The following is a 23179-nucleotide window of genomic DNA, read 5'->3' on the forward strand; positions in this document are numbered from 1 at the left end:
CCGGCGCTACATCGAGCTGCTGCATGAAGGCCCTCAATGGCCGTTGAGGGTGGGTCCCAATTTACCCGGAAATGGCACAGAATTAACCATACAAGCAGCGGCAGAGCGACAGCCAACGCTACGCACCTTTTGTGTTACTCGCTGTCGTTCAAACATTAACAAAAAACGCGCTCCGCGCTGGCTGCGCCTGCGCTCCGCGCTGGCTGCGCCTGCGCTGGGCGTTAGATGCAAGAATGCAGAATTCACATATGACCTCAAAAGATATTTCCCTTAATGAAATTCTTCGGCTAGATGACTTATCAAACATAAAGATAAGATTTAACTTAATGTTTGATGGTCACTGGAGCCCAGCTGACTTTTACAAGAATGCAGACCATGAAACAATGCTTAATGGTCAGTACTGGAATTACAGTAAAAATAAATCATTTAAAGTTGGCCAAATAAATTTAGGTTTCATAAAAATTGATGATGATTTATGGCTTTTGTTTCATGTTGGGAAAGTCACAAAAGATTTGGATATCTTGAATGGCATGGGATATGAATTTGAATCATTGCCAGAATATGAGAAGTACTGTGGTAGGCTCATTATTAGATACAAGAATAAATCACAAAATATGGTTCGGCGAGCTGAGTCAGTAATTGATGATTGTCTAATAGAGCAAATTTTGCCAGACAAATTCGATAATGATTTATTTCCGGGTTATGAAAATATTGACTTATCTTGGTCAGATTTAGCTAGAGTGATTAGTAAAGAAGCATGGAAAGCAGCACTAGCCAATCAAAAGGGTGTTTATCTCATCACTGACACATCAAACGGAAAAATGTATGTAGGTTCTGCTTACGGTGAAAATATGATCTTAGGGCGTTGGAATTCATATGTTATTAGTTGTCATGGCGGCAATATTGAGCTGAAGAACTTAGACCCTAGCCATATAAAAGAAAATTTCAGATATAGCGTCCTAGATATATTTAAATCAACAGCCGACGATAAAGTCATCCTTAGCCGAGAAGCTTGGTGGAAAACAATATTAAAAACAAGAGAGTTTGGCTATAACTCCAACTAAGCACCTAACAAGTGACTGTGATGTTTCGTAAGCAGGCGAGGGCCTTTGCCGCCATTCAGCTTTGGCCCCTTATCTTCCATATGCTACGGCAAGCCAAAGGGCATACAGCGATTGGCAACGACCTGAAGCAGACGGCGAACGGTGCCGGAAACACCCCGCAATTCAGTTTTCCTGACGCCAGCCACACGATTTAAGGTTGGTCTCAGCTAAGGCGATACAGAATAGCTCCATATCTGGAGGACTATCGGTATGCCGAATCGAAATCTTGTTCTGAGTCTCATGGCACTGTTTGCGGTACAGCTGGGTGTCTGGCAATGGAGTCTCAGTTATGAACATTTTCTGACCCTCAGTGGCTTTCTGGCCATCAACTTCATGTCCATCACTCTGCTTCTGGCCCTGCGACCGAAGTGGCTGGAAAGCCTTTTGGGTGGTTTGGACAAGCAGTATCACCTGCATAAGTGGACGGGCATTCTGGGGGCCGTTTTTGCGCTGGCCCACTGGCTGATCGAGATGTGGGATGATGCCATCAAGGCGTTGTTTGGCAAGGATCGTAGCCTGCGCGAGGCTGACTTTTCCGGTCTGCTCGACACCCTGCAGGGTCTGGTTGAGGACTTGGGGGAACCCGTTCTGTATCTGCTCCTGGCTCTGGTGGTCATCACCCTGATCCGCTGGGTACCTTACCGCTTCTGGCGTTATTTGCACCGTATCATGCCGCTGATCTATCTGGTGTTGGCCGCCCATTCCCTGTTGCTGGCACCGCTGAGCTGGTGGCAACAGCCCACCGGCTGGTTGATGGCCGTGCTTATCGGTGCGGGCAGCATCGCCAGCCTGCAATCGCTGACGAGTCAGATCGGCAAAACGCGCCGTTGGCAGGGTCTTGTAAGCAGGGTACATCAGGTATCCAGCACCACCACGGAAGTGCTGTGTGAGATGGGCCAAAACTGGCCCGGCCACCGCGCCGGACAGTTTGCACTGGTAACGTTCGACCGGGCCGAAGGAGCACATCCTTTCACGCTGACTACGGCGGACCGGCAGAATGGCCAGCTCGGTTTTCAAATCAAGGCGCTCGGGGATTACACCCGCACCTTGCCGCATCGACTGCACGCCGGCAGTGCCGTAACGATTGAGGGGCCTTACGGGTGCTTCAACCTGGAGAAAGGCCGGTCCAATGCGCAGCAGATCTGGGTGGGGGGCGGTGTGGGCATCACGCCCTTTCTCGCCGCGCTGGAAAGTCGTCTGATCCACACAGGTACGCGCTATCAACCCGTCACACTGCATTACTGCACGCAGCGTGTAGCGGATGACCCCAATGTTGAGTACCTGCAAACACTGGCACATCAGCTGCCAGACATCACCCTGCAGATTCATGAAAGTGAGCAGGGGCAGCGTTTGAGCGCAGACCGTTTGCAGATTCATGCAGCAAAAGTGGATGTCTGGTTCTGTGGGCCTCAGGGACTGGCGACAGCGCTTCGCAGTGGGCTGAAAGATCAGCCTGTCTCGCTGCGCTTTCATCAGGAACGCTTTGAATTCAGGTAAATGAGGGGTGGTGAATATGTATGACCAAACACGTACGTCCGGTATGAAAAAATGGCTGTCAGCGGTGGCGCTGGCAAGTGTAGTGGCCTTGCCTGGGATCGCTCAAGCCCGAGATGTGACCATCGCCACGCAATTGAGCCATTACCGTGGCGACGGTGCCTATCTGGCCATTTACCTGACGGACTCGGCGGGTCAGTATCAGAAAACCCTTTGGGTTGCCGGTAAGAAAAGCAAATATTACAAGCATCTGAGTGACTGGGCGCGAGGCAGTCACAATAGCCGGGCCGAATATGACGGGCGGACCGGGGCCAGCATCACCCGTGGTGAAACCCTGCAGATCACAGTTAATCTGGATGATGCGCTGATTGATAGTGGCTACCGGATTCTGGTGGATTCGGCCGTGGAGGATATGCGTGATCGACCAGCGGATATCATGGCACCGCTCACGACGGCGGGAGCCGGAAAACCCGTCACCGGACAAGGCTATGTCCAATCCTTGACCTACACTTTCTAAGCTGAGGTGCTGGCTGTTCAGTCTGTTGTTCAGAGAGAAACCTATGAGCCACGTGGAAATTCACAGATCGCACCGTGTTGGGTGGTTACGTGCAGCGGTACTTGGGGCGAATGACGGCATCGTCTCGACCGCGAGTCTCATTATTGGCGTTGCCGCTGCCAGCACGACACATGAGAGTATTATCCTGGCCGGTGTTGCTGGACTGGTTGCTGGTGCCATGTCGATGGCGGCGGGCGAATATATCTCGGTCAGTTCGCAGTCCGATACCGAGCAAGCCGACCTTGCCCTTGAGCAGGCGTCTCTGGATCAAAACCCTGAATTCGAGACACAGGAGCTGGCCGAGATTTATGAAGGCCGTGGCGTCGAGCCGGCACTGGCACGTCAGGTTGTCGAACAGTTGATGGCGCACGATGCCCTTGATGCGCATGCCCGAGATGAAATCGGTATTTCTGTAAACGGCGGAGCACAACCCATCCAGGCAGCTCTCTCGTCAGCTGCCACCTTCACAATAGGCGCAGCACTGCCGCTACTGGTTGCGTGGATGGTCCCTATGGATTATCTGATCATTCTGGTAGCGCTGTTTTCGCTTGTTTTTCTCGCCACGCTGGGTGTGGTTGCAGCAAGGGTCGGCGGAGCGTCAATGCTGGTTGGAGCTTCCAGAGTCGTATTTTGGGGCGGGCTCGCAATGGCATTAACCGCAGGCGTAGGCAAGGTGTTTGGCGTGGTTGCATGATATTGATTCCGCTCGGATGATATCCTCTACCTTAGTGTCCAAGTGGTCGTCTGGACTGCTTGGATGAGCAGGCGCAAAGCCCTGCGTTACTTTAAAAAGGAAGAGCAATATGGATATCGCTTCAATATTCAGCCAGGCGCTTGGCCAGCTGTGGTACCTGATTCCCCTCGTCATCATAGGCTTGTTATTCAAGTCACCCAGGTTCAAAGGCTGGATGGGCGAATTCATCGTCAATGTATCAGCCAAATATCTCCTTGATCAGGATCGTTACCGTCTGATTAAGAACGTGACCTTGCCATCCGGTGATGGAACTACCCAGATTGATCATGTCATCGTTTCTGTTTATGGCGTATTCGTGGTCGAAACGAAGAATATGAAGGGCTGGATTTTTGGTGGTCAGCACCAAAAGCAGTGGACTCAGAAAATATTCAAGCACTCCAGCAAATTTCAAAACCCGCTGCATCAGAACTACAAGCATGTTAAAGCATTGGAGCAACTGCTTGCTCTTGAGGAGCGTCAGTTACATTCCGTTGTGGTTTTTGTTGGTGATTGCACGTTCAAAACGCCTATGCCCGATAACGTCACCCGTGGTTTTGGCTATGTCCGCTATATCAAATCCAAAACCGACCCCGTGATTTCGGAAGCCCAGGTTAACGAAGTCGTTCAACAAATCGAGTCGGAGCGTTATCCCCGAACCTTTTCGACGCATCGTCAACATGTGAAACACGTGAAGAAAATTATAGAGGCTAAAGAGGCTGCTGTAGTGTGTCCCAAGTGTGGAAGTGAGATGGTGCAGAGAGAGGTGAGAAAGGGGGCTCGCCAAGGCGTTAAGTTCTGGGGCTGTTCGAAGTTTCCAGGTTGTCGGGGCGTGGTGAACGTAATCTGAAGCCATCCAGGATGCACAACCGTTCACTGATTACATGCTCACATTGAGACCATGATCGACATGGCACCCTGACGGTTTCGGTGCCATGCTTCAGTTGAAACGTAGCCGGGTCGATCTGTTGTTTTCCTCTTTCCTGATGACTCCGGTTGTCTCAACGTTTTCACGTCTAAAATTCAAGTTGCCCATGGAAGGAGATCACCATTTTCATGGGTAATTATAATTGGGAAGACAACGTTATGCAGATAAGAGATAAACATCCAAACGATTCGACGGTATATCTTATCGGTAGCGGTATCGCTTCTCTGGCTAGTGCAGTCTATCTCATCAAGGATGCAGGTGTGCCGGGTGAAAATATCCACATTCTGGAACAGAATGAGATTCCGGGGGGCGCACTGGATGGTTCCGGTGATCCAGACGATGGTTTTATCATCCGTGGCGGCAGAATGCATGAAGAGCACTTCGTCTGCTATTGGGATCTTTTATCGAATATACCTTCCTATGATGATCCCAATATTTCGGTTAAAGATGAATCGTTTGAATTCAACTCCAGATATATTGCCCATGCACAGGCACGTTTACTCAAAGATGGAAAAATAATGGATGCTTCATCATTCGGTTTATCTTTTAAAGATAAAGCGGATTTGCTGAAGCTGACATGTGCGTCTGAGGAGTCGTTGGATAATGTTCGAATAGAAGACTGGTTCAATGAGGCGTTTTTCACAACCCATTACTGGTATCTATGGGCCACAATGTTTGCGTTCCAAACATGGAGCAGCGTTGCGGTAATGCGGCGCTATATGAAGCGCTTTATCCACCTGTTGGAAGGGATGCCCAGGCTGGGTGGCGTCATGCGGACAAAATATAACCAATATCACTCCGTTGTTGTTCCTCTCCGGCGATACCTGGAAGGCTTTGGTGTTCACTTCAATATGCAGACACAGGTTATCGACATCGATTTTGCTGTGTCGGTTGATACGAAGACAGCGACGGCTATTCACGTTATTAATGAAAGCGGGCATGAAGACACGATCAATCTGGGTGATAAGGATTATGTGTTCATAACGAATGGTTCAATCACGGAAAGTACGGATAACGGTTCATGGACAGACGCGCCGATGCTGAAAGACAAGGCTTCTTCGGGGGCGTGGACGCTGTGGGAAAAAATAGCCAAAAAGGACAGGGCATTCGGTCATCCCGGCGTGTTCAGTGACAATATTGATTTGCAGAAGTGGTATTCATACACGGTCACCCTGCGGGACGATACTTTCCATGACTACATGGAAGACTTTTCCGGTAATTTAAGTGGTACCGGTGGGTTGGTAACCATGACGGATTCAAGCTGGTTAATGTCGATTGTTATTGCCCGTCAGCCGCATTTTCCCAACCAGCCACAGGGTATAAAAGTATTCTGGGGATATGCTCTGTATCCTGACAACGTAGGTGACTACGTCAAGAAGAAAATGTCAGAGTGCAATGGCGAGGAGATACTGCAAGAGTTGTGGTATCAGCTCAAGATTCAGGCGCTGATGCAACCGGTGGTCGATGCGGGAAAAGTAAATTGTATACCGGTAGCCATGCCCTTTATCGACAGTCTCTTTATGCCCTGTGGAAAGGGTGATCGCCCCGACGTTATCCCGAACGGCGCAACAAACTTTGCCTTCATTGGTCAATTTGCCGAAGTGCCAAAAGATTGTGTGTTCACCGTTGAATACTCCGTGCGCTGTGCGCAAACGGCGGTGTATGGTCTCTTTGCGACAGATAAGGAGGTTTTGCCCGTCTATGATTCAATTCACCGGCCAAGTGTATTGCTGCGTGCGATGAGAGCAATTAACCGCTGAAAATCTTACAGCCATCGCTGTCACCGGCGTTTGGCTGCCAAGCCAATGAACGATACCCTTGTCTTTCAAGTCTTTAGATCATAGTTATATGAAATATAAGGAATTTATTTCGATGAAAAATGCGTTTTTAGTCTTTCTGTTTGCTGTTTTTCTGGCGGGATGCGGTTCGGAATCGCCCCGAAGCCCGGCGTTTACGGATGATGTCAGTGAATACAGCAGGGAAGAAACCAGCGATGCTATTGATGGGTACTTCGCAGAGTACGGCCGTTGGGCCGACGGGTTGGAAAAAGAGCATGGCCAAAAACTGCTGGATGCTAATAATCTTGCTGCAGCGGTTGGTATCGCCAAGTTCAGATTAATTGATAAAAAGAATACGATTGCTCTGGATAAAAGTAATGATCTGGGGCTTTTCTATGTGGATATCTTTGAAGATACAACGCTTGAAGAGCGTGTTGCGCTTAATGCCGAGTTGATTGATTCGATGGATGATACGCTGTTGTCCATGCCGATCATGCATCTTTACGCCACGCCATTTACCCGCGGGTACGCGCATGATGCGGCACTCTTTGCGGAGGTTCCAGAGCTTGACGAATATAGGGCCAACCGCGTCAGCAGAGGTGCGATTGATGCCTATTGGTCGTATATGAATGCGGTGCATCCGGACGTATCAAAAAACTTTGATCGCCTGATGAAGGAAGCATTTGCAGGCAAGGTGGTGCTTACAACCTATACGGACGTTAGTGATATCGACTTGGATGATATTAACCGTCACTTTGAATGGATTCAGCTGCATGGCATGGATGTCATCCAGGGTAAAACCGGTGCTGATCTGTGAATATTGTTACCCCCAATCGGTGCTGTGTATAACTTAATGCGCCGTGATGGCTGTGGGTAGTTTTTTTACCCACAGGCTTTTACGCCAAAAATAATCATCTCATGCAGATTTTTGGCTGTTGATAAGTTTCGTGTGGCTGAGCGGTATAGGGTGCTGCTTAATCTATTCAAGAATGCTGCTGTATCGCTGTGGATGGTTTCCGAGTCCTGCGGCAGGCGTTATGCTGTCGAGATAATGCTCGCTAACCACGTCAGGACCGATCAACCATGTCTTCATTGTTCGAAGAAATTGATAGCCAATCCTCCCCGTTGGGTCAGATCTCCCTGCGTCGACGCCGTATCCCCGTGCTGGGTGATCGGGATATCTATGAAGTGAAACTGGGCGACGAATTTTTAATGTCGAGCATGTTTGTGGACGCAGAAGAGGCCTTGTCGACGCTGGGTTTGGCGGCGGTCAAGGGCGACTCGCTCAGTGTGGTTGTCGGTGGGTTGGGGCTGGGTTACACCGCTGTAGCAGCCTTGAAAGACGAACGTATTGATGAACTGCTGGTGGTGGATGCGCTGGAAACGGTTATCGGCTGGCATCGGGATGAGCATGTGCCGCTGGGTAAGATACTTAATGCAGATGCGCGCAACCGTTATGTGCTCGGCAGCTTTTTTGACTTGGCCACCGCGCCGGGCACGGGCTTTGACCCCAACAGTCCCGGCAAACAGTTTGATGCCATTCTGCTGGATATCGACCATTCTCCCACCGAGTATCTGAACCCGGCGAATGCCAGTTTTTATACCACGGCCAATCTGGCGCTGATGGCCGAGCAGCTCAAGCCCGAAGGCGTGTTTGCCATGTGGTCGCAAAACCTGCCGGACGCAGACTTTGAGGCGTTGCTGAAAACCGTGTTTACCCGTGTCGAGTCGCATGTGGTGGCGTTTGATAATCCGTTCCAGGGCGGTGAGTCCACCAACTCGGTATATGTCTGTGTGAAAGGGGGCGTGTAGCCCCCTCCCTGATCAGTAGGCGCCTTCGCTGTAGATCAGTTCATAGCTGTGGCTGTAGATCTCCAGAATGTTGCCGAACGGGTCTTCCATGTAGATCATGCGGTAGGGCTTTTCACCGGGGTAGTAGTAGCGCGGCTGTTGCATGCGCTTCTTGCCACCGGCAGCAACGATTCTTTCAGCCAGCTCTTCCACGTTCGGGTCTTGTACACAGAAGTGGAAGATGCCGGTTTTCCAGTATTCAAAGTTGTTTTCGGGGTTGGTCTGGTTATTGAACTGGAACAGCTCAACGCCGATGCGGTCGCCTGTGGACAAGTGGGCGATACGGAAACTCTCCCAGCCTGCACCAAACACTTCGGTACACATTTCGCCAATGGCGCTGTCGTCTTCGGTAATGGTGGTCGGCTGCATGATCAGGTACCAGCCCAGTACCTCGGTGTAAAACTCGACGGCCTTGTCCAGGTCGGGGACTGAAATGCCGATGTGGGAGAAGTTTCTCGGGTATACGTTGCTCATTGTGTGGCTTCCTGTATTTCTGTTGAAGCCAGCTTACAAAGCCATAATGATTACGTAAAATTATCATTTGTTATCCTGATAAGTACGTATTGTTATGATTAATCCCGTTTGGTTACGCAGTTTTTGTACCCTGGTCGAAGTTGGCCACTTCACTCGTACGGCCGAGCGGTTGTATATGACCCAGTCCGGTGTGAGCCAGCATGTGCGTAAGCTGGAAGAGCATCTGGGGCAGCCATTGCTGGTGCGTCAGGGCAAGCAGTTTACTCTGACCGATGCCGGTGAGCGTCTGTATGCCGATGCGTGGCAAATCGTGGAAGCGCTGTCGAGCCTGGAGCGCCGAATCGGCGAAGACCCTCCGTACGAGGGGCTGGTGCGGATCATGTCGCCGGGCAGCGTTGGTTTGAAGCTGTACCCGCAGCTGCTGGGGCTGCAACAACGGCATCCTGGGCTTGTGATCGATTACCGCTTTGCGCCCAATGCCGATGTGGAGCGAGCCATTGCCACCTGCACGGTGGATATCGGCTTGCTGACGCGGCCCGCGACGCGTGAGGAGGTTAGTGGTCGGCCAGTCGCCGAAGAAGCACTGCTGCTGGTAACACCGGCCGATGTTGTCGAGCCGAGCTGGGAGCAGTTGCTGGCTCTCGGGTTTATTGATCATCCGGACGGGGCACACCATGCCGGTTTACTGCTGGGGGGCAACTATGCCGAATTCCAGCATATTCGAGCGTTTGCGCAGCGGGGTTTTTCCAATCAGATCGGTTTGATCCTGCAACCGGTGAGTATGGGGCTGGGGTTTACGGTATTACCGGCCTACGCCGTGGAGGCCTTTGAGCAGCGGGAACAGGTGCGAGCTCATGGATTATCCCGCTCGGTCAGTGAAACGCTGTATCTGGGCATGCATCGGCATAAAACGGTCCCGAATCGAGTGCAAACGGTCGTAGCCGAAATTGAGTATTGGCTTTAGTGTCCGAGTAGTTGTCAGGGCCGGTTAAATACCGGCCCTGACATCATTATTTACAGGTTGTTTTCGAGGTATTCGCGGATCGCCAGGTCATTGAAGACGCAGGCGTGGTTGCCGCCAAAACCGACTGCCAGCGTGAAGACGCCGTCACCAATCTGCATATTCTTGCTTTCTTCGGCATTGTCACTGAGGTTTTTCAGGTGCAATGTCTTGATCTGGCTGATGATCTCTTCTTTGGCGTCCGGATCGTTTGCCAGCTCACGCACGGCGTTCTTGACGCGGTCCAGCCCATAGGTCGGTACAAACATGATTTCGTTGGTGCTGGAGAAGCTGTCCCAGTCTACGGTGACGTCCATCTCATTGCCCAACAGGGCCTGTACGTCCTGCTTGAATTCCACGACATACTGATCTTCAATCGCGCGCTTCCATTTCTTTTCTTGCAAACCCATCGTTAAATCTCTCCAGTTAGGCTAGTTATTAAAGATGCTTTTAGTTCTGCTTTATTTTTCTTAACCATTCATGAAAAGCATGAAATGAAAGGAGTATAGAGCTTACAATAAGAGCTCCCGTTAAATCATGCTCTGTCCAGTACTCTGGGACCTCAAAAACAATCAGGCAAAATCCAGAAACGCCAAGAGAAATCGAAATTAAAAGTATATAGCAAGTTTTTAAGAAGTGCCTGTAGGCATAAACCAATACTTGGCTAACGACCACTAAGCTGGCTATTATATATATATCATAAAGGGTCATAAACACTCCTCTGGATATAGTCACAGGTTATCGCATGCTGTTGACCAATTCCTCCATTAACTATACCTTCTACACATATTATGATGTCTCCATCATGTGCATTTGGAATTTCTTTTACCATTACTTTGTATATCCCCATACCAGCTACTGCAGATAAAGGAGTTCCAATATATGGCACCAGTTTTAATGGTGCCGCGACTGTAGTACTTATAATACCTCGTACTTTCTGTCTATCACTACTAATTTTGTTGGCTTTAGAAAGACTAATTGCTTCGGAAACACCGATATTCAGGGTGATTAAACGGCTATCTCTAGGGCTAATACCTGACTTCATTTTTTGAAGAATACGAATTGCCATCTCTGATGAAATTTGATTTATTATCGTGTTTTGGTGAACGTTTACCTTGAAAAAATGATTATATTTAAAGCAAGTGCTTTCTTTTTTAATGGAGATAATCCTTGCAGAAATTCCTGAGGAAATTAGCACGTTTTTTACTGATTCACTCATTTTAAAAGAATCCTTTCATTATATGAATGTAATGAAATTATATAAATATGATAATGCATTATCAATAGGTATTTCTGTCTCATTAAATAGACTTAATTTCATAAGTGTCACGTCCCGGGGCGTATCGCACTTATTGCTTGAATCCAGAAAATACTATTGGAAAAGCACAGCAGAACAGTGCCGGTACAGGAATCAGCAAAGCGGTCACGAGTGGCATAAGGCTCGTGTTTCCCATGAGCGCCCGTTTACGTTTTGAGCGCTTAACGTCGGCTTTGGGCTGAAGCTGAAGTATAAAAGGATTCTTTTAAGTTACATGTGACCACTTACTTGAAGCTCTCATCATGAGCATCTTGAACCCAAGATGCTTGGGGTAGCCCTCCCAGCTTGTGTATTCCAGACCAAGCTCACATCAGTGTTATGACCAATGCCCTTAAGCACTACTCAGGGCTTAAATTTCACTCAAAACCCTCGGAATTGAACATTCGCAAACTCATTATATTAGAACAACCTAATAAGAAATATATCACGTGGCTTCTAGGGAAGCTGCGAATAAGTTCGCCGCATGGGATAATGCCCGCTGCACACGATTGAGGACGCAGAGATGGCTCAGCAACTTACATTCGCGGACAGCGAGTTCAGCAACAAGCGCCGTCAGACCCGTAAGGAGAAGTTCCTGGGCCGAATGGACAAGCTGATCCCGTGTGCGCGTCTCGAAGCCGTGATCGAGCCTCACTATCCCAAGGCTGGAAACGGCCGTCGGCCGTACCCCTTGTCCACAATGTTGCGCACTCACTGCATGCAGCCGTGGTATAACCTCAGTGATCCCGCCATGGAATACGCGCTGTATGAGATTGCTTCCACGCGGCTGTTTGCCCGGTTGTCACTGGACAAGGCCATCCCCGATCACACCACCATCTTGAATTTCCGCCATCTTTTGGAGCGCCACGGGCTGGCTCGGCAGGTTTTTGAGGAGGTGAACCAGTGGTTATCGGAAGCCAGCGTTTTGCTGAAAGAAGGTTCATTAATCGATGCCACGATCATTGAAGCCCCCAGTTCCACCAAGAACAAAATGGGCGAGCGTGATCCTGAGATGCATCAAACCAAAAAAGCAATCAGTGGAATTTTGGCTTGAAAGCCCATATTGGTGTGGATGCCCGCACCGGTATCACGCACAGTTTCACGACGACTGCGGCGGATGAAGCAGCAACGTGAAGAGATGCGCGAGGAGTACAAGCAGAAGGACCGGATGCATCACGAGGAACGCAAGGAAGAGGGTGAGGGGTACCGCGAAGAGCGTAAGAAGGATGATGAAATGCATCGTATGGAGCGCATGGAGCAGATGCAAGATAAGGAACAAAACCGCACTCACCGCGAACAATAGCGGCAGAACGCCGGGTTGTGCAGGGGGCCCGATGAGGCGCTGGGTGTTTTGTCCGCAGTGGCCAAGACGAACGCCTCTAAAAGCTGGATAATGGAACCCTTTGGCACTCGGCCTGTGCCCAACTCCAATTCGGTACCCTGCTCATGGAAATCAAGGTTAACTATCTCGACAACCTCCGACTCGAAGCCAAGTTCGACGACTTCACCGTGATCGCCGATCAGCCGATCCGCTACAAGGGCGATGGTTCTGCGCCTGGCCCGTTCGACTACTTCCTGGCTTCGTCGGCCCTCTGTGCGGCGTACTTTGTTAAGGTGTACTGCAACGCGCGCGATATCCCCACCGAGAATATCCGCCTGTCGCAGAACAACATTGTTGACCCGGAAAACCGTTACAACCAGATTTTCAAAATTCAGGTCGAGCTGCCGGAGGATATCTCCGACAAGGATCGCCAGGGCATTCTGCGCTCGATTGACCGCTGCACGGTGAAAAAGGTGGTGCAGGAAGGGCCGACGTTCGAGATCGAGGTAGTCGAGAATCTGGACGAGGATGCGCAGGCGCTGTTGATGGCCACGCCCGAGGATAACTCCGCAACCTGGATTGAAGGCAAGGATCTGCCGCTGGAACAGACCATCGCCAACATGAGCAAGATGTTGGCGGATCTGGGCATGAAAATCGAGATCGCGTCCTGGCGCAACATCGTGCCCCACGTCTGGTCGCTGCATATCCGTGATGCGGCCTCGCCGATGTGTTTCACCAACGGCAAGGGCGCGACCAAGGAGAGCGCACTGGCATCGGCGCTGGGCGAGTTCATCGAGCGGTTGAACTGCAATTTTTTCTATAACGATCAGTTCTTCGGCGAAGAGATCGCCAACAGCGAGTTCGTGCATTATCCGGATGAAAAATGGTTCCAGCCGGGGCCGAATGATGAGCTGCCGGAGGAGATCCTGGATGAGCATTGTCGGGCAATCTACAACCCGGATGATGAGCTGGGTGGCTCTCATCTGATCGACACCAACTCCGGTCGGGTGGATCGCGGCATCTGCTCGCTGCCGTTCGTGCGCCAGTCTGATGGTGAAGTGGTCTATTTCCCGTCGAACCTGATCGAAAATCTCTATCTCAGCAACGGCATGAGCGCCGGTAATACCCTGGTCGAGGCGCAGGTGCAGTGCCTGTCAGAGATTTTTGAGCGGGCGGTAAAGAAAGAGATCATCGAACAGGAAATTGCGTTGCCTGACGTACCGGTCGAGGTGCTGGCGCAGTACCCGGAAATAGTCGAAGGCATCAAGGCACTGGAAGAGCAGGGCTTCCCGGTACTGGTGAAGGACGCGTCGCTGGGCGGTCAGTTCCCGGTGATGTGCGTCACGCTGATGAACCCGCGCACCGGTGGCGTGTTTGCTTCGTTTGGCGCGCACCCCAGCTTCCATGTGGCACTGGAGCGCAGCCTGACCGAACTGTTGCAGGGGCGCAGTTTTGAAGGGCTGAATGATCTGCAGCCGCCGACCTTCAGCAGCCTTGCGGTCACCGAGCCGAACAACTTTGTCGAGCACTTCATCGATTCGTCCGGCGTGATCTCTTGGCGTTTCTTCAGTGCCAAGTCCGACTATGAATTCAGTCACTGGAATTTTTCCGGCAGTAACCAGGAAGAAGCGGATACCCTGTTCGGCATCCTCGCCGAGATGGGTAATGAAGCCTACATGGCGGTCCATGATGAGTTGGGCGCGCAAGTCTGCCGCATTCTGGTGCCGGGCTATTCCGAAGTGTATGCGGTGGATGATCTGGTGTGGGACAACACCAACAAGGCACTGGCGTTCCGCGAGGATATTCTCAACCTGCACCGTCTGAGCAATGACGAACTGCTGGATCTGCTGGAGCGTCTGGAAGACAGCGAGCAGGATATCTATACGGATATCATTACCCTGATCGGTATCGAGTTTGACGAAAATACGGTCTGGGGCCAGCTCACCATCCTGGAACTGAAGCTGTTGATCTGCCTGGCTGTCGAGCGTCATGAAGATGCGCTGGAGCTGGTGGAGCAGTTTATGCAGTACAACAACAATACCGTCGAGCGCGGGCTGTTCTACCGTGCGGTGAATGCGGTGCTGGAGATTCTGCTGGACGACGAACTGGAACTGGATGACTACCTGCCCAACCTGTGCCGCATGTTTGGCGACCAGACCATGAATGCGGTGGTTGGCTCGGTGATGGGCGAAGTTCGCTTCCATGGCCTGACCCCAACCAACGTGCAGCTGGACGGGTTGGACAAACACCTGCGCCTGATCGACAGTTACAAGAAAGTACATGCCGCGCGTGCAGCGAAGGCGCGTGAACAGGGCCTGCTACCGAGCTGATCGCCGTAACCTGAGAGAGGTGTGATGTCCGACTGTGGTTGTGAGATGGAAGCGCGCAATGCGCAGGAACGCAAAACGCTGTTGATTGTGTTGATGATCAATGCAGCGATGTTTGTGTTCGAGTTCGGACTGGGCTGGCTGGCCCAGTCGACCGGGTTGGTGGCCGACTCGCTGGACATGCTGGCTGATGCTTCGGTCTATGCCATCAGCTTGTATGCCATCGGCCGCAGCGAGCGTCTCAAACATCGGGCTGCACGCTACAGCGGGTTGCTGCAGATTGGGCTGGCGTTGTTGGTGCTGGTCGATGTGTTGCGCCGCTTCCTGTTGGGCAGTGAGCCGGTCAGCGGATTGATGATGTTGGTCGGCGCGGTGGCTCTGGTGGCCAACGTAACCTGTCTGAGGTTGATTATGAAGCACCGTGACAGCGGCGTGCATATGCGTGCATCACTGATCTTTTCGGCCAATGACGTGATTGCCAACATCGGCGTCATGCTCTCCGGCGTGCTGGTTTGGTGGTTGGGCAGCCGCCTGCCGGACCTGCTGATCGGGTTGGTAATCGCTCTATTGGTACTGCGCGGCGGAGTGCGCATTTTGCAGGACGCGGCGGCCGCGGCCCGCACGCCGGAGGGGTGATAGCCATGGCCAATCTGCATGACAACCTGCCCACTGATCTGCCGCAGGAGGTATTTACCGATCTGCTTAATGCCGGTTCGGTGCGTATCGAGCGGATTTTGTCTCGGGGCCACAGGTCACCTGCAACCGGTTGGTATGATCAGGACGAACACGAATGGGTCATGGTGCTGCAGGGCGAGGGCGAATTGACCTTTGCCAACGGCGACGTGTTGCGCCTGCGCCCCGGTGATTATCTGAATATCCCCGCGCATACCTTACATAAGGTCAGCTGGACCGACCCGGCCCAGACGACTCTCTGGCTGGCGGTGTTCTACCGCTGAAGCCATCCGCCTGATGCTGCTTTAACTGCCTGTTTCTGTTGGCATTAAGGAACGAATACGCTCCATCCTTGAGCCGTTGGCGACATTTACCCACCTTCCTCCCCCTTCCTCTTCTAACTCCTTGATTCTATGGTTAGTCTTGTTGCGTCATTCACGCATGGCCAAAGCATAAACTGTGCTTTACCTGGGTGATTGTTCGGTAACAGGGATGGGAATACAGCAGTACCGTCCCGTGTTGGAATTTTTTGATCAGGGATAGTAATGAAACGATACCTTGCCCCCATAGCAGCCGTCTTCATGTTGATGGCCTGTTCCTCTGATGTCGAATTTACCCCCAAGACCGGTGATGAACGTGCCTACTGGCTGTTGACCGATACCCGCGTCGATATTGGCGGTCGGGTTCAGAGCCAGAGCAGTCGGGCACTGATGCGCTATCAAGTTGAAGCCACCGCACCCGATCTGCACATGACCCTGATACCTGAGTACATGGAAATGGACGGCGGTGGCAGTAGCAGCTTTAACAGCCTGGCGACACCGGACGATGATGATGAGCTGTATCAGCTGCTGTCGTCCGGTTTTGATATGACGCTGGATGCTGAAACCGGCCAGATGAAGGCTTTCAGCGGTCGGGACAGTGCCAGTTGGGCCCAGGTGCTTGAGCGCAGCGGCGATCAGTTGGTCGAAGAGCTGAGCAAGGGGTTGAGTACCCCCGGTCTGTTGCAATCCATACCGGCCAAGGTAGGTACCGAAGTCGATCTGGCTGAGTTCAATGGTTATCCGGCGCAGTTGAAGGTGGTCAACGTGACCGATACCCAGCTGACAGCCACCCTGAGTTCCACCTCTGCCAAGGGACGGATCTATGCGGAACTGACCCAGGCTCGTGACAGTGGCTGGTTGGAACAAATGCTGCTGGTGATTGATGCGCCGTTCAGCATGTACGGCCGTACGGGGCAGGTACGCACGCGGCTGGCGATGCTCCCGGAAGATGCGCCCGCCGCACATCTGGGTAACTACTTGTCATTCTCAAGGGGTGATGAATGGTACGAGATCGTTCATCCCGAGCAGGATCTGACCGGCATAGCCGCACCGACTCCGGCGCAGGTGTTTGCCTATGATCACGGTGTCTATACCGATGAGGTTGAAGGCGTGAATCTGCAAGTCCTGCATTCACTGGATCAGGTAACCGTACCGGCTGATGTGATCTTCAACCAGGTGCGCGCCTATGATGCCGAAGGCGTTCTATTGCCGGTACGCTTTGCCAATGTTGGCGGTTTCAGCCTGAGCGATTTTGATGGTCCGGTCCGCAGCTGGTCCAGCCTGCTGCCCTTGGGCTGGGACCAGCAAGCGAATCTGGAGCAGATTCACAGCTACAAGGCCGAGGTCGCCTTGCAGCCACATTACATGCAGGTGCACACATTCGACTGGACACCGGGCCAGGAGCAGGTGCATGACCTGGAGGGTATTGACCTGCGCATCACACCGGTAGCGGGGCTGGCGCAGGTATATAAAATCGAAATTAATACCCACGGCAGTACGCGTTATCCACTGCATTATTTTGGTGGCGTAGAGGGACGCATGCAGTGGCAGGACGTGGGCTTGGGACCGGCCTGGCTGACGCCCGGCGAGCGCAATCTGTTCAATGCCTACCAGCAGAACAAGGGCAGCTTGAGCTGGCGGCTGGAGTTGGATGAACAGCCCGAGCAGATCAGTGTGTACCTGGTCTTGCCAGAGGCGCAGCCGAGCGCACGACGTGAGATAACCTTCATCTCCCCTGAGGTGTTTGCACGCGACCCGGAAATGCCGCCGCTGGAGCAGCATTATCTATTCGGTCCGCCCTGGCAGTACCGGGGCAAAACGACGCTGGACTTCAACCCCGAACAGCCGGCGATGCTGGATGAGAGCGGGCAGAGCGGGCAGAGCGGGCAGAGCGCGCAAGCAGTGCTGCCGGGTGAGTGGAGCGCGGCCTGTACCCTCGAAGTGACCGATGCCGAACCGGTCAACGGCCATGCGCTGGAATGGCGACCGGTCGATGAGTGCCGGGAGCAGGAATGCGACAACCTCTATTTGCACCAGCAGCAGGCCTATGAACTGGCCACCGATGATGGTGAGCAGCGCTACTTTTATGGCCGCGAAGTGAGCAGCCGTCTGAGTTGTCAGGGCGTACCACAATGAGTGGAACTGGCGTACAGCCCTGCTGAACAACCATGGCTGATACCGCTGGCCGCCTTGCCTGATGTGGATCGGGAGCAGCTGGTGAGTGAGTTCCTGCAACGGTACCGCTTTTACGATGCCAAAGGGGAAGTGTTGGGGCTGTTTGGGCCCGAAGGACGCGCCCTGCCATTGAACGGGACGCGTTTGGCGGATGCACTGGTCGACGGTGACCGGCTGCGGCTGGGAGGACGGGTCAGCCGTATTACCCATGTAGCATTGGGTGCCGAACCGGTCATTCACGACTGGACCCTCAGCTTTCCGTCATTGCCTTAAGGAAGAGTCACAATGCGTTATTTGATGCTGTTGCCCCTGCTGTTGCTCAGTGCCTTGAGTCATGCCGAAACGGTGTGGCTGAACGACCAGTGGGATGTTGTGGATGCAGAAGCCAAGGCGTCCTATTACCTCCGTCAGCATCCGGTCGAACAGGATGGCCGTTGGCCGATTACGCTGTACTACAAGGGCAGTGAGACGCCGCGCTATACAAGTTTCCTGAATGGCCCGAGTCTGCAAGATGATCTGCTGGTCGGCGCGTTCACCTTCTACCACGCCAATGGACAGATCTCTTCAGTCGGCCAGCGCAGTGACAGCGGTCAGCATGAAGGCGTAACCCGCTTCTATGATGATGCCGGGGTGTTGACGCACGAGAACAGCTATCGCAACGGCGAGCCGCACGGCCTGCAGAAAAGTTATCAGGCCAACGGTCAGCTGGACCGGATTTATTGGGCCGATCAGGGCAAGGCCACGGGGGTGGATGCCCATTACTACGAAGATGGTAGCCTCAAATCAACCCATTCGCTGCACAACAACGAGGCACATGGCGAGCAAAATGCCTATTACCCCGATGGCCAGTTGCGTGAGCGTACCCATTACACCCACGGTGTGCAGCTGGGCGAGAAGGTGCGTTACCACGCCGATGGCCAGCTGGCTTATCGTGCGACCTACAGTGCCGAGGGGCTGGATGGTACGTCGGTCAGTTACTACAAGGACGGCCAGATGCAGCGTGAAGACGTGATGCGCAAGGGCAAGCGCCACGGTCTTGCCCGCTTCTGGGCCGAAAACGGACAATTGACGCAGGCGACCCATTACCGAAACGACAAACGCCATGGCGAAAGCCGTCATTATGACGCAAACGGCATGCTTGAACGGCTGGAGCATTACGAGAACAGTCGCGAGATTGGCGAGCAGCGTCGTTACCATTCCGGTAGCGAGCAGGTGCAACGCATCAGCCATTATGACCAGCAGCACCGCCTGACCAGGCAGCAGCACTTTGAGCCGAATGGCGAGATGTCGCAGGACATCAGTATCCGCTATCGCCAGGGACATGCCGTGCGTGACAGCCGTTATTTCGAGGCGGGTGTGCTCAGCCGACGTCAGCAGAACGATGATGGCCGCGACTGGCAGCTGACCGAGCGCTTTGATGCCGAGGGCACGTTGGTTGGACGCGAGGAGCGGCTTGGCTATAGCCTGGAAGGGCTATACCTGACGCGGGGTGATCTGGGCTGGACTGGCCCTGCCTATGAACAACGGGTCAATTACCAGAACGGTCGTCAACACGGTGACTACGAGCGACGTCTGCTCAGCGGCGAATTGCTTGAGCAGGGTGAATATGCCGAAGGGGTCAAAGTGGGGCGTTGGGAATACCGTGACGATTATTCCCACCGTATCGAGCACTTCAACCGCAAGGGCCAGTACGATGGCGAGCAGCGCTACTTGATGCCGGACGGACAGCTGAAGCGGCTGGCGCATTACCGTAACGACCAGCTGCAGGGGGCGTATGAAGAGTACGACGAAGACGGTCGCCTGATCGCCAAGGGCAGTTATCAGGATAACCAGCGCCACGGTGCCTGGCAGCATCTGGATGATTACGAGCTGCAGCATCTGTTGTGGCAGGGCGAATATCACCAGGGTGATAAAGTGGGTGACTGGGTTGCCCATTCGGCCGCCGGTTATGTGACCGGTCGTGAACAATATGATGACCAGGGGTGTGCCCAGGGCGCGTTCTATTACTTTACCGACGAAGGCTTGCTGACTGGTGTGGCGCGTTACCGGGATGGCGAACGTCATGGTAGCAGCATCAGCTATATCAATGGCCGGGCCTATAGCTGCAGCGTCTATGATCAGGGCAGCCTTGTGTCGGAAGACTGCAACGACGGGTAAGCGCATGTGTGAGCCCTCCGTGGCATAATGCTCGAAGGCGGTCCATGTGACGGCCTTAGTAATCGTTTTTTGTTGCAGCGCAGTGTTCGGGTCTTCAGTCCGAGGGCGCTTTGTGGGACAGTGTTGTCTCTAAACAGCAGTAATGGAACAACGGGGTTCGATGAGCAAACTCAATATTCTGGTGGTGGATGATGCCCGCTTTATCCGCGAGCGTGTCACCTCTATGGTGCGTGAGGCCTTTCCCGACTTCAACGTGATAGCGGTGGAGAACGGGATGCATGCGCGCACGGCGATGCAGCAAAAGCAGTACGATCTGATTCTCTGCGATTGGGAAATGCCTGAAATGAGCGGATTGGAAGTGCTGCAATGGACGCGCGCGCAGGCCAGCTACCAGAGCACCCCGTTCCTGATGGTGACCAGCCGTGGTGAGCGCGAGTATGTGCTCAAGGCGATCCAGTCGGGGGTGAATGATTATCTGGGCAAGCCGTTTACCCGTGAACAGCTGGTGCAGAAGATGGTCAAGGCGCTGGACAAGCGCCAGCAGCTCAGTCCTGCGCAGCAGGCGCGCGCGACCTCCATGCTGGAAGCGGAAAAGCAGAAACAGCCAACCGCAGCAGTACCGGCACGGGGTGGTGTTGGCAAGCCCAAAGGGCTGGCCCAGTTGCGTAACAGCCAGCAAACCTTCCGTTGCGCAATCAAGGACTTGAACCTGCGTGAAGTGAAGGTGGTGATCAAGAACGAAGGCTGTTTCCCGCAGGTGCTGGAACAGGTCGTGGTCGATATCGAGCAGCTGTCCGGTGACAGCGTTGCCCGCCTCAACGGTTTCGTGACTCTGGTGCAGGCGACCGAACAGAAGCTTGAAGCCGCCTATGTCGACGTGCGAGTCAGCTTCATGGATGACGATCCGGACAAACTGGCCCATCTGTCCAAATATATCGCCAGCGTACGCTGAGCGCCGGAGGTTGATAATGCGTCGGTTACTGCGGTGGAGCCTGGTGGGAGTAATGCTGCTGGGGGGCTGTGCGGCACCGCCGCCGGAAACGGTCACGCCAGTGCCTCCTGCCGCCGTGGTGCCGCTGGCGCTGCAACCGATGCCCGTGTATGACCGTCAGGCGGGCGTGGTGCTGACGCAGGCGCTGGTTGCACAGTACCTGCAGGGGCCGCACTATCGCATGTCGACGCCGTTACCTCTGAGCCGTGACTACCGTGCCGGCACGGTTCTGGCAACGTCGGACCCGCGCCGTCTGCTGGTCCCCTATTCCAGCGGGCAGGCGTGGGGCAGCGTGGCGGTGACTGTTGGGCAGGGCAGTATCATGAATGCCTTTCGCGTGCAGCGCGATAGCGAGTCAGGCTACGCACTGGTGCTGAAACGGGTGCGGATCTGCCTCAATACCGGCGCTGATCGGGCACCGGTATGGCAGGGCAACCGCTGGCTGTTTTCATCCACGCAAGCGGGACGTTTCGAGTGCAGTGGCCAGACCAACGGCTCGCTGTTCCAGCTGGGCTCCGGTTTGCCGGGTGTGCTGGGGCCATATGTCGAGGCCGGTGACACCGTGCTTTATGCCCGTGACTGGAGTATTCTGCACCAGATTGCCAGCCTGCTGGCACACCAGTTTCCGCACCTGCGGGTGCCTCGAGTCCATTAAAGCTGTCGGTCGGCAGCTTCCGCCCCGGAATTAATTATGCTCAGTTATCAGCACGGCTTTCATGCCGGTAACTTCGCCGATGTACACAAACATCTGCTCCTGACCCTGTTGCTGCAGGCTCTGAATCGTAAAACCAAACCCTGGAGTTATCTGGAAACCCATGGCGGGCGTGCCCGTTATGATCTGACCAGTGCTCAGGCCAGTAAAACTGGTGAGTTTCAGGCCGGTATTGCCAGGATCTGGCAGCAGCCGGCGCCGGCAGCCGCACAGGCTTATCTGGAACAGGTATGTGCACTCAACACCGAGGCACTAACGGCCTATCCAGGCTCTCCGCTGCTGGCGGCGCAGCTGGCGCGGGAACATGACCGTATCAGTGTGATGGAGTTGCATCCGGCCGAGGCCGAGGCACTGAAGGCGGTGTTCCGGCAGGACGCACGGGTGGCGGTGCATCACCGTGACGGTTATGAAGGGGTGTTGTCATTGCTGCCGCCCAAGCCCAATCGGGGCGTGGTGTTGATCGATCCGTCGTTCGAGGTGAAGCAGGAATACGCCGATCTGGTGCAGTTTGTCAGCAAGGCCTATCAACGTTGGTCCAACGGCTGCTTCGCAATCTGGTATCCGTTGTTACCGGCGGGACAGTGGCAACGGATGAAGCGGGATCTGGCCGCGAGCGGTATTCGCAAGATTTTGTGTGCCGAGCTGGAGGTGTCCGCCGCCGATGGTGAGCGCGGCATGTATGGCAGTGGCATGCTGGTGATCAACCCGCCCTGGCAGCTGGACCAGACCCTGGCATCCGTATCGCCCTGGTTGGTGGAACAGCTGCAGGTGGAGCGGGGAAGCGGTACCTGGCGCGTGGACTGGCTGGTACCGGAGTAAGGCTTAGTACAGGGCTTTCTCGTCACGCACGACGTCGATCAGTAACTCCAGAAAAAGGCGATCGGCGTCGCTGTGTTCAACCGGGATCTTGACGTTGGTGGTGGACGACAGCTCATCGGCAATCAGAACGGCAGCGTTTTTGTCGTTGACATGCTTGCGGGCAATCTCCAGCGCTGTTTCGCTGATATCGGGTTCTACCAGAACCTTGCGGATAAAGCGCAGCAGCTCGTTGATCACGCGCTCCTTGTTTTTAATCTCGGCAATACTCATCGTGTGCTCTCCGGCAAAGAAACTGAACTCGCGCCTACTATACCGCCAATGGTCGATGACGCCCAGTCCACGACATTAGTGGTAGATGGTGCATTGGCAAGCAGTAGACGGTTGATCGATGCTTGTCAAGGTGCGAGAATGGAGAGCTATTTGTTTTCAAGGCTTGCGGTGGTAGGAAATCCCGAGACCGCGGGTGGTTATAAG

At 53.5% G+C, this 23179-nt stretch carries 25 protein-coding genes and 1 pseudogene; 21 read left to right on the top strand and 5 right to left on the bottom strand.

The genetic code is table 11. From position 1 onward, the window contains the following. The 9 genes from CLV44_RS17465 to CLV44_RS15900 all read left to right on the top strand — a co-directional run. The coding region (locus tag CLV44_RS17465; protein ID WP_211298167.1) for a hypothetical protein at positions 1-274 on the top strand (274 nt) is incomplete at its 5' end. Further along, positions 249-1064: a GIY-YIG nuclease family protein gene (locus CLV44_RS15865; protein WP_211298168.1), complete on the top strand. Its 816-nt coding sequence runs from the start codon at positions 249-251 to the stop codon at positions 1062-1064. The genes CLV44_RS17465 and CLV44_RS15865, both read left to right, overlap by 26 nt. 249 nt (positions 1065-1313) lie before the next feature. Beyond that, the gene (locus CLV44_RS15870) at positions 1314-2600 is read left to right on the top strand and encodes a ferredoxin reductase family protein (protein WP_106593103.1); all 1287 of its coding nucleotides are present in this window, start codon (positions 1314-1316) and stop codon (positions 2598-2600) included. A 16-nt stretch (positions 2601-2616) separates the two neighbouring features. Further along, complete coding sequence (locus CLV44_RS15875) at positions 2617-3114, top strand: DUF2271 domain-containing protein (protein ID WP_245912715.1); 498 nt, start codon at positions 2617-2619, stop codon at positions 3112-3114. Positions 3115-3157: 43 nt separating this feature from the next. Beyond that, positions 3158-3847 carry a VIT1/CCC1 transporter family protein gene (locus CLV44_RS15880; protein WP_106593104.1) on the top strand — a complete coding sequence of 230 codons (690 nt, stop codon included), beginning with the start codon at positions 3158-3160 and terminating at the stop codon, positions 3845-3847. A 109-nt stretch (positions 3848-3956) separates the two neighbouring features. Continuing rightward, complete coding sequence (locus tag CLV44_RS15885; RefSeq protein ID WP_106593105.1) at positions 3957-4733, top strand: nuclease-related domain-containing protein; 777 nt, start codon at positions 3957-3959, stop codon at positions 4731-4733. 206 nt (positions 4734-4939) lie between these two features. Continuing rightward, entirely contained in the window at positions 4940-6571 is a 1632-nt protein-coding gene (locus CLV44_RS15890) for an oleate hydratase (RefSeq protein ID WP_106593106.1), read from the top strand. 112 nt (positions 6572-6683) lie between these two features. Then, positions 6684-7406: a hypothetical protein gene (locus CLV44_RS15895; RefSeq protein ID WP_106593107.1), complete on the top strand. Its 723-nt coding sequence runs from the start codon at positions 6684-6686 to the stop codon at positions 7404-7406. 266 nt (positions 7407-7672) lie between these two features. After that, the gene (locus CLV44_RS15900) at positions 7673-8401 is read left to right on the top strand and encodes a polyamine aminopropyltransferase (protein ID WP_106593108.1); all 729 of its coding nucleotides are present in this window, start codon (positions 7673-7675) and stop codon (positions 8399-8401) included. Between the two features lie 12 nt (positions 8402-8413). Here CLV44_RS15900 and CLV44_RS15905 read toward each other — a convergent pair whose 3' ends face one another. Beyond that, positions 8414-8914, bottom strand: coding sequence for a lactoylglutathione lyase family protein (locus CLV44_RS15905; protein WP_106593109.1), 501 nt, complete (start codon positions 8912-8914; stop codon positions 8414-8416). A gap of 94 nt (positions 8915-9008) precedes the next feature. Between CLV44_RS15905 and CLV44_RS15910 the strand changes: the two genes are divergently transcribed. Next, positions 9009-9878, top strand: a complete 870-nt coding sequence (locus CLV44_RS15910; protein WP_106593110.1) for a LysR family transcriptional regulator — start codon at positions 9009-9011, stop codon at positions 9876-9878. Positions 9879-9928: 50 nt separating this feature from the next. Here the strand turns inward: CLV44_RS15910 and CLV44_RS15915 are convergent, their stop codons facing one another. Genes CLV44_RS15915 through CLV44_RS17260 form a run of 3 tightly spaced genes read right to left on the bottom strand, consistent with a single transcriptional unit; the run spans position 9929 to position 11133 of the window. Then, a complete protein-coding gene (locus CLV44_RS15915; RefSeq protein WP_106593111.1) occupies positions 9929-10324 on the bottom strand; it encodes a hypothetical protein in 396 nt (131 codons plus the stop codon). 40 nt (positions 10325-10364) lie between these two features. Continuing rightward, positions 10365-10625 (bottom strand): hypothetical protein, encoded by a 261-nt coding sequence (locus tag CLV44_RS15920; RefSeq protein ID WP_106593112.1) that lies wholly within the window; start codon positions 10623-10625, stop codon positions 10365-10367. Further along, positions 10612-11133 carry a hypothetical protein gene (locus CLV44_RS17260; RefSeq protein ID WP_146140024.1) on the bottom strand — a complete coding sequence of 174 codons (522 nt, stop codon included), beginning with the start codon at positions 11131-11133 and terminating at the stop codon, positions 10612-10614. Before CLV44_RS17260 ends, CLV44_RS15920 begins: the two co-directional genes overlap by 14 nt. Before the next feature lie 601 nt (positions 11134-11734). Here CLV44_RS17260 and CLV44_RS15925 point away from each other — a divergent pair. The 11 genes and pseudogenes from CLV44_RS15925 to CLV44_RS15975 all read left to right on the top strand — a co-directional run. Further along, positions 11735-12333, top strand: a pseudogene (locus CLV44_RS15925) (IS5 family transposase); the annotation flags it as partial. After that, positions 12329-12514 (top strand): hypothetical protein, encoded by a 186-nt coding sequence (locus CLV44_RS15930; RefSeq protein WP_106593113.1) that lies wholly within the window; start codon positions 12329-12331, stop codon positions 12512-12514. The pseudogene CLV44_RS15925 and the gene CLV44_RS15930, both read left to right, overlap by 5 nt. Positions 12515-12657: 143 nt before the next feature. After that, a complete protein-coding gene (locus CLV44_RS15935) occupies positions 12658-14862 on the top strand; it encodes an OsmC domain/YcaO domain-containing protein (protein ID WP_106593114.1) in 2205 nt (734 codons plus the stop codon). Between the two features lie 24 nt (positions 14863-14886). Next, complete coding sequence (locus CLV44_RS15940) at positions 14887-15495, top strand: cation efflux transmembrane domain-containing protein (RefSeq protein ID WP_106593115.1); 609 nt, start codon at positions 14887-14889, stop codon at positions 15493-15495. Between the two features lie 5 nt (positions 15496-15500). After that, on the top strand, positions 15501-15815 hold the full coding sequence (locus tag CLV44_RS15945; protein ID WP_106593116.1) for a cupin domain-containing protein: 315 nt from the start codon (positions 15501-15503) through the stop codon (positions 15813-15815). A gap of 261 nt (positions 15816-16076) precedes the next feature. Then, positions 16077-17987, top strand: coding sequence for a hypothetical protein (locus CLV44_RS15950; RefSeq protein WP_146140025.1), 1911 nt, complete (start codon positions 16077-16079; stop codon positions 17985-17987). Further along, positions 17988-18299 (top strand): hypothetical protein, encoded by a 312-nt coding sequence (locus CLV44_RS15955; RefSeq protein ID WP_106593118.1) that lies wholly within the window; start codon positions 17988-17990, stop codon positions 18297-18299. Positions 18300-18311: 12 nt separating this feature from the next. Then, a complete protein-coding gene (locus tag CLV44_RS15960) occupies positions 18312-20183 on the top strand; it encodes a toxin-antitoxin system YwqK family antitoxin (protein WP_106593119.1) in 1872 nt (623 codons plus the stop codon). A 160-nt stretch (positions 20184-20343) separates the two neighbouring features. After that, complete coding sequence (locus CLV44_RS15965) at positions 20344-21135, top strand: response regulator (protein WP_106593120.1); 792 nt, start codon at positions 20344-20346, stop codon at positions 21133-21135. A gap of 16 nt (positions 21136-21151) precedes the next feature. Further along, positions 21152-21829 carry a hypothetical protein gene (locus CLV44_RS15970; protein WP_146140026.1) on the top strand — a complete coding sequence of 226 codons (678 nt, stop codon included), beginning with the start codon at positions 21152-21154 and terminating at the stop codon, positions 21827-21829. Positions 21830-21865: 36 nt separating this feature from the next. Beyond that, positions 21866-22705, top strand: a complete 840-nt coding sequence (locus CLV44_RS15975; protein WP_106593122.1) for a 23S rRNA (adenine(2030)-N(6))-methyltransferase RlmJ — start codon at positions 21866-21868, stop codon at positions 22703-22705. Between the two features lie 3 nt (positions 22706-22708). Here CLV44_RS15975 and CLV44_RS15980 read toward each other — a convergent pair whose 3' ends face one another. Continuing rightward, positions 22709-22975 (bottom strand): hypothetical protein, encoded by a 267-nt coding sequence (locus tag CLV44_RS15980; RefSeq protein WP_106593123.1) that lies wholly within the window; start codon positions 22973-22975, stop codon positions 22709-22711. Positions 22976-23179 lie beyond the last annotated feature (204 nt).

Origin of the sequence: Marinobacterium halophilum (assembly GCF_003014615.1) — a bacterium.
GTDB classification, from domain to species: domain Bacteria; phylum Pseudomonadota; class Gammaproteobacteria; order Pseudomonadales; family Balneatricaceae; genus Marinobacterium; species Marinobacterium halophilum.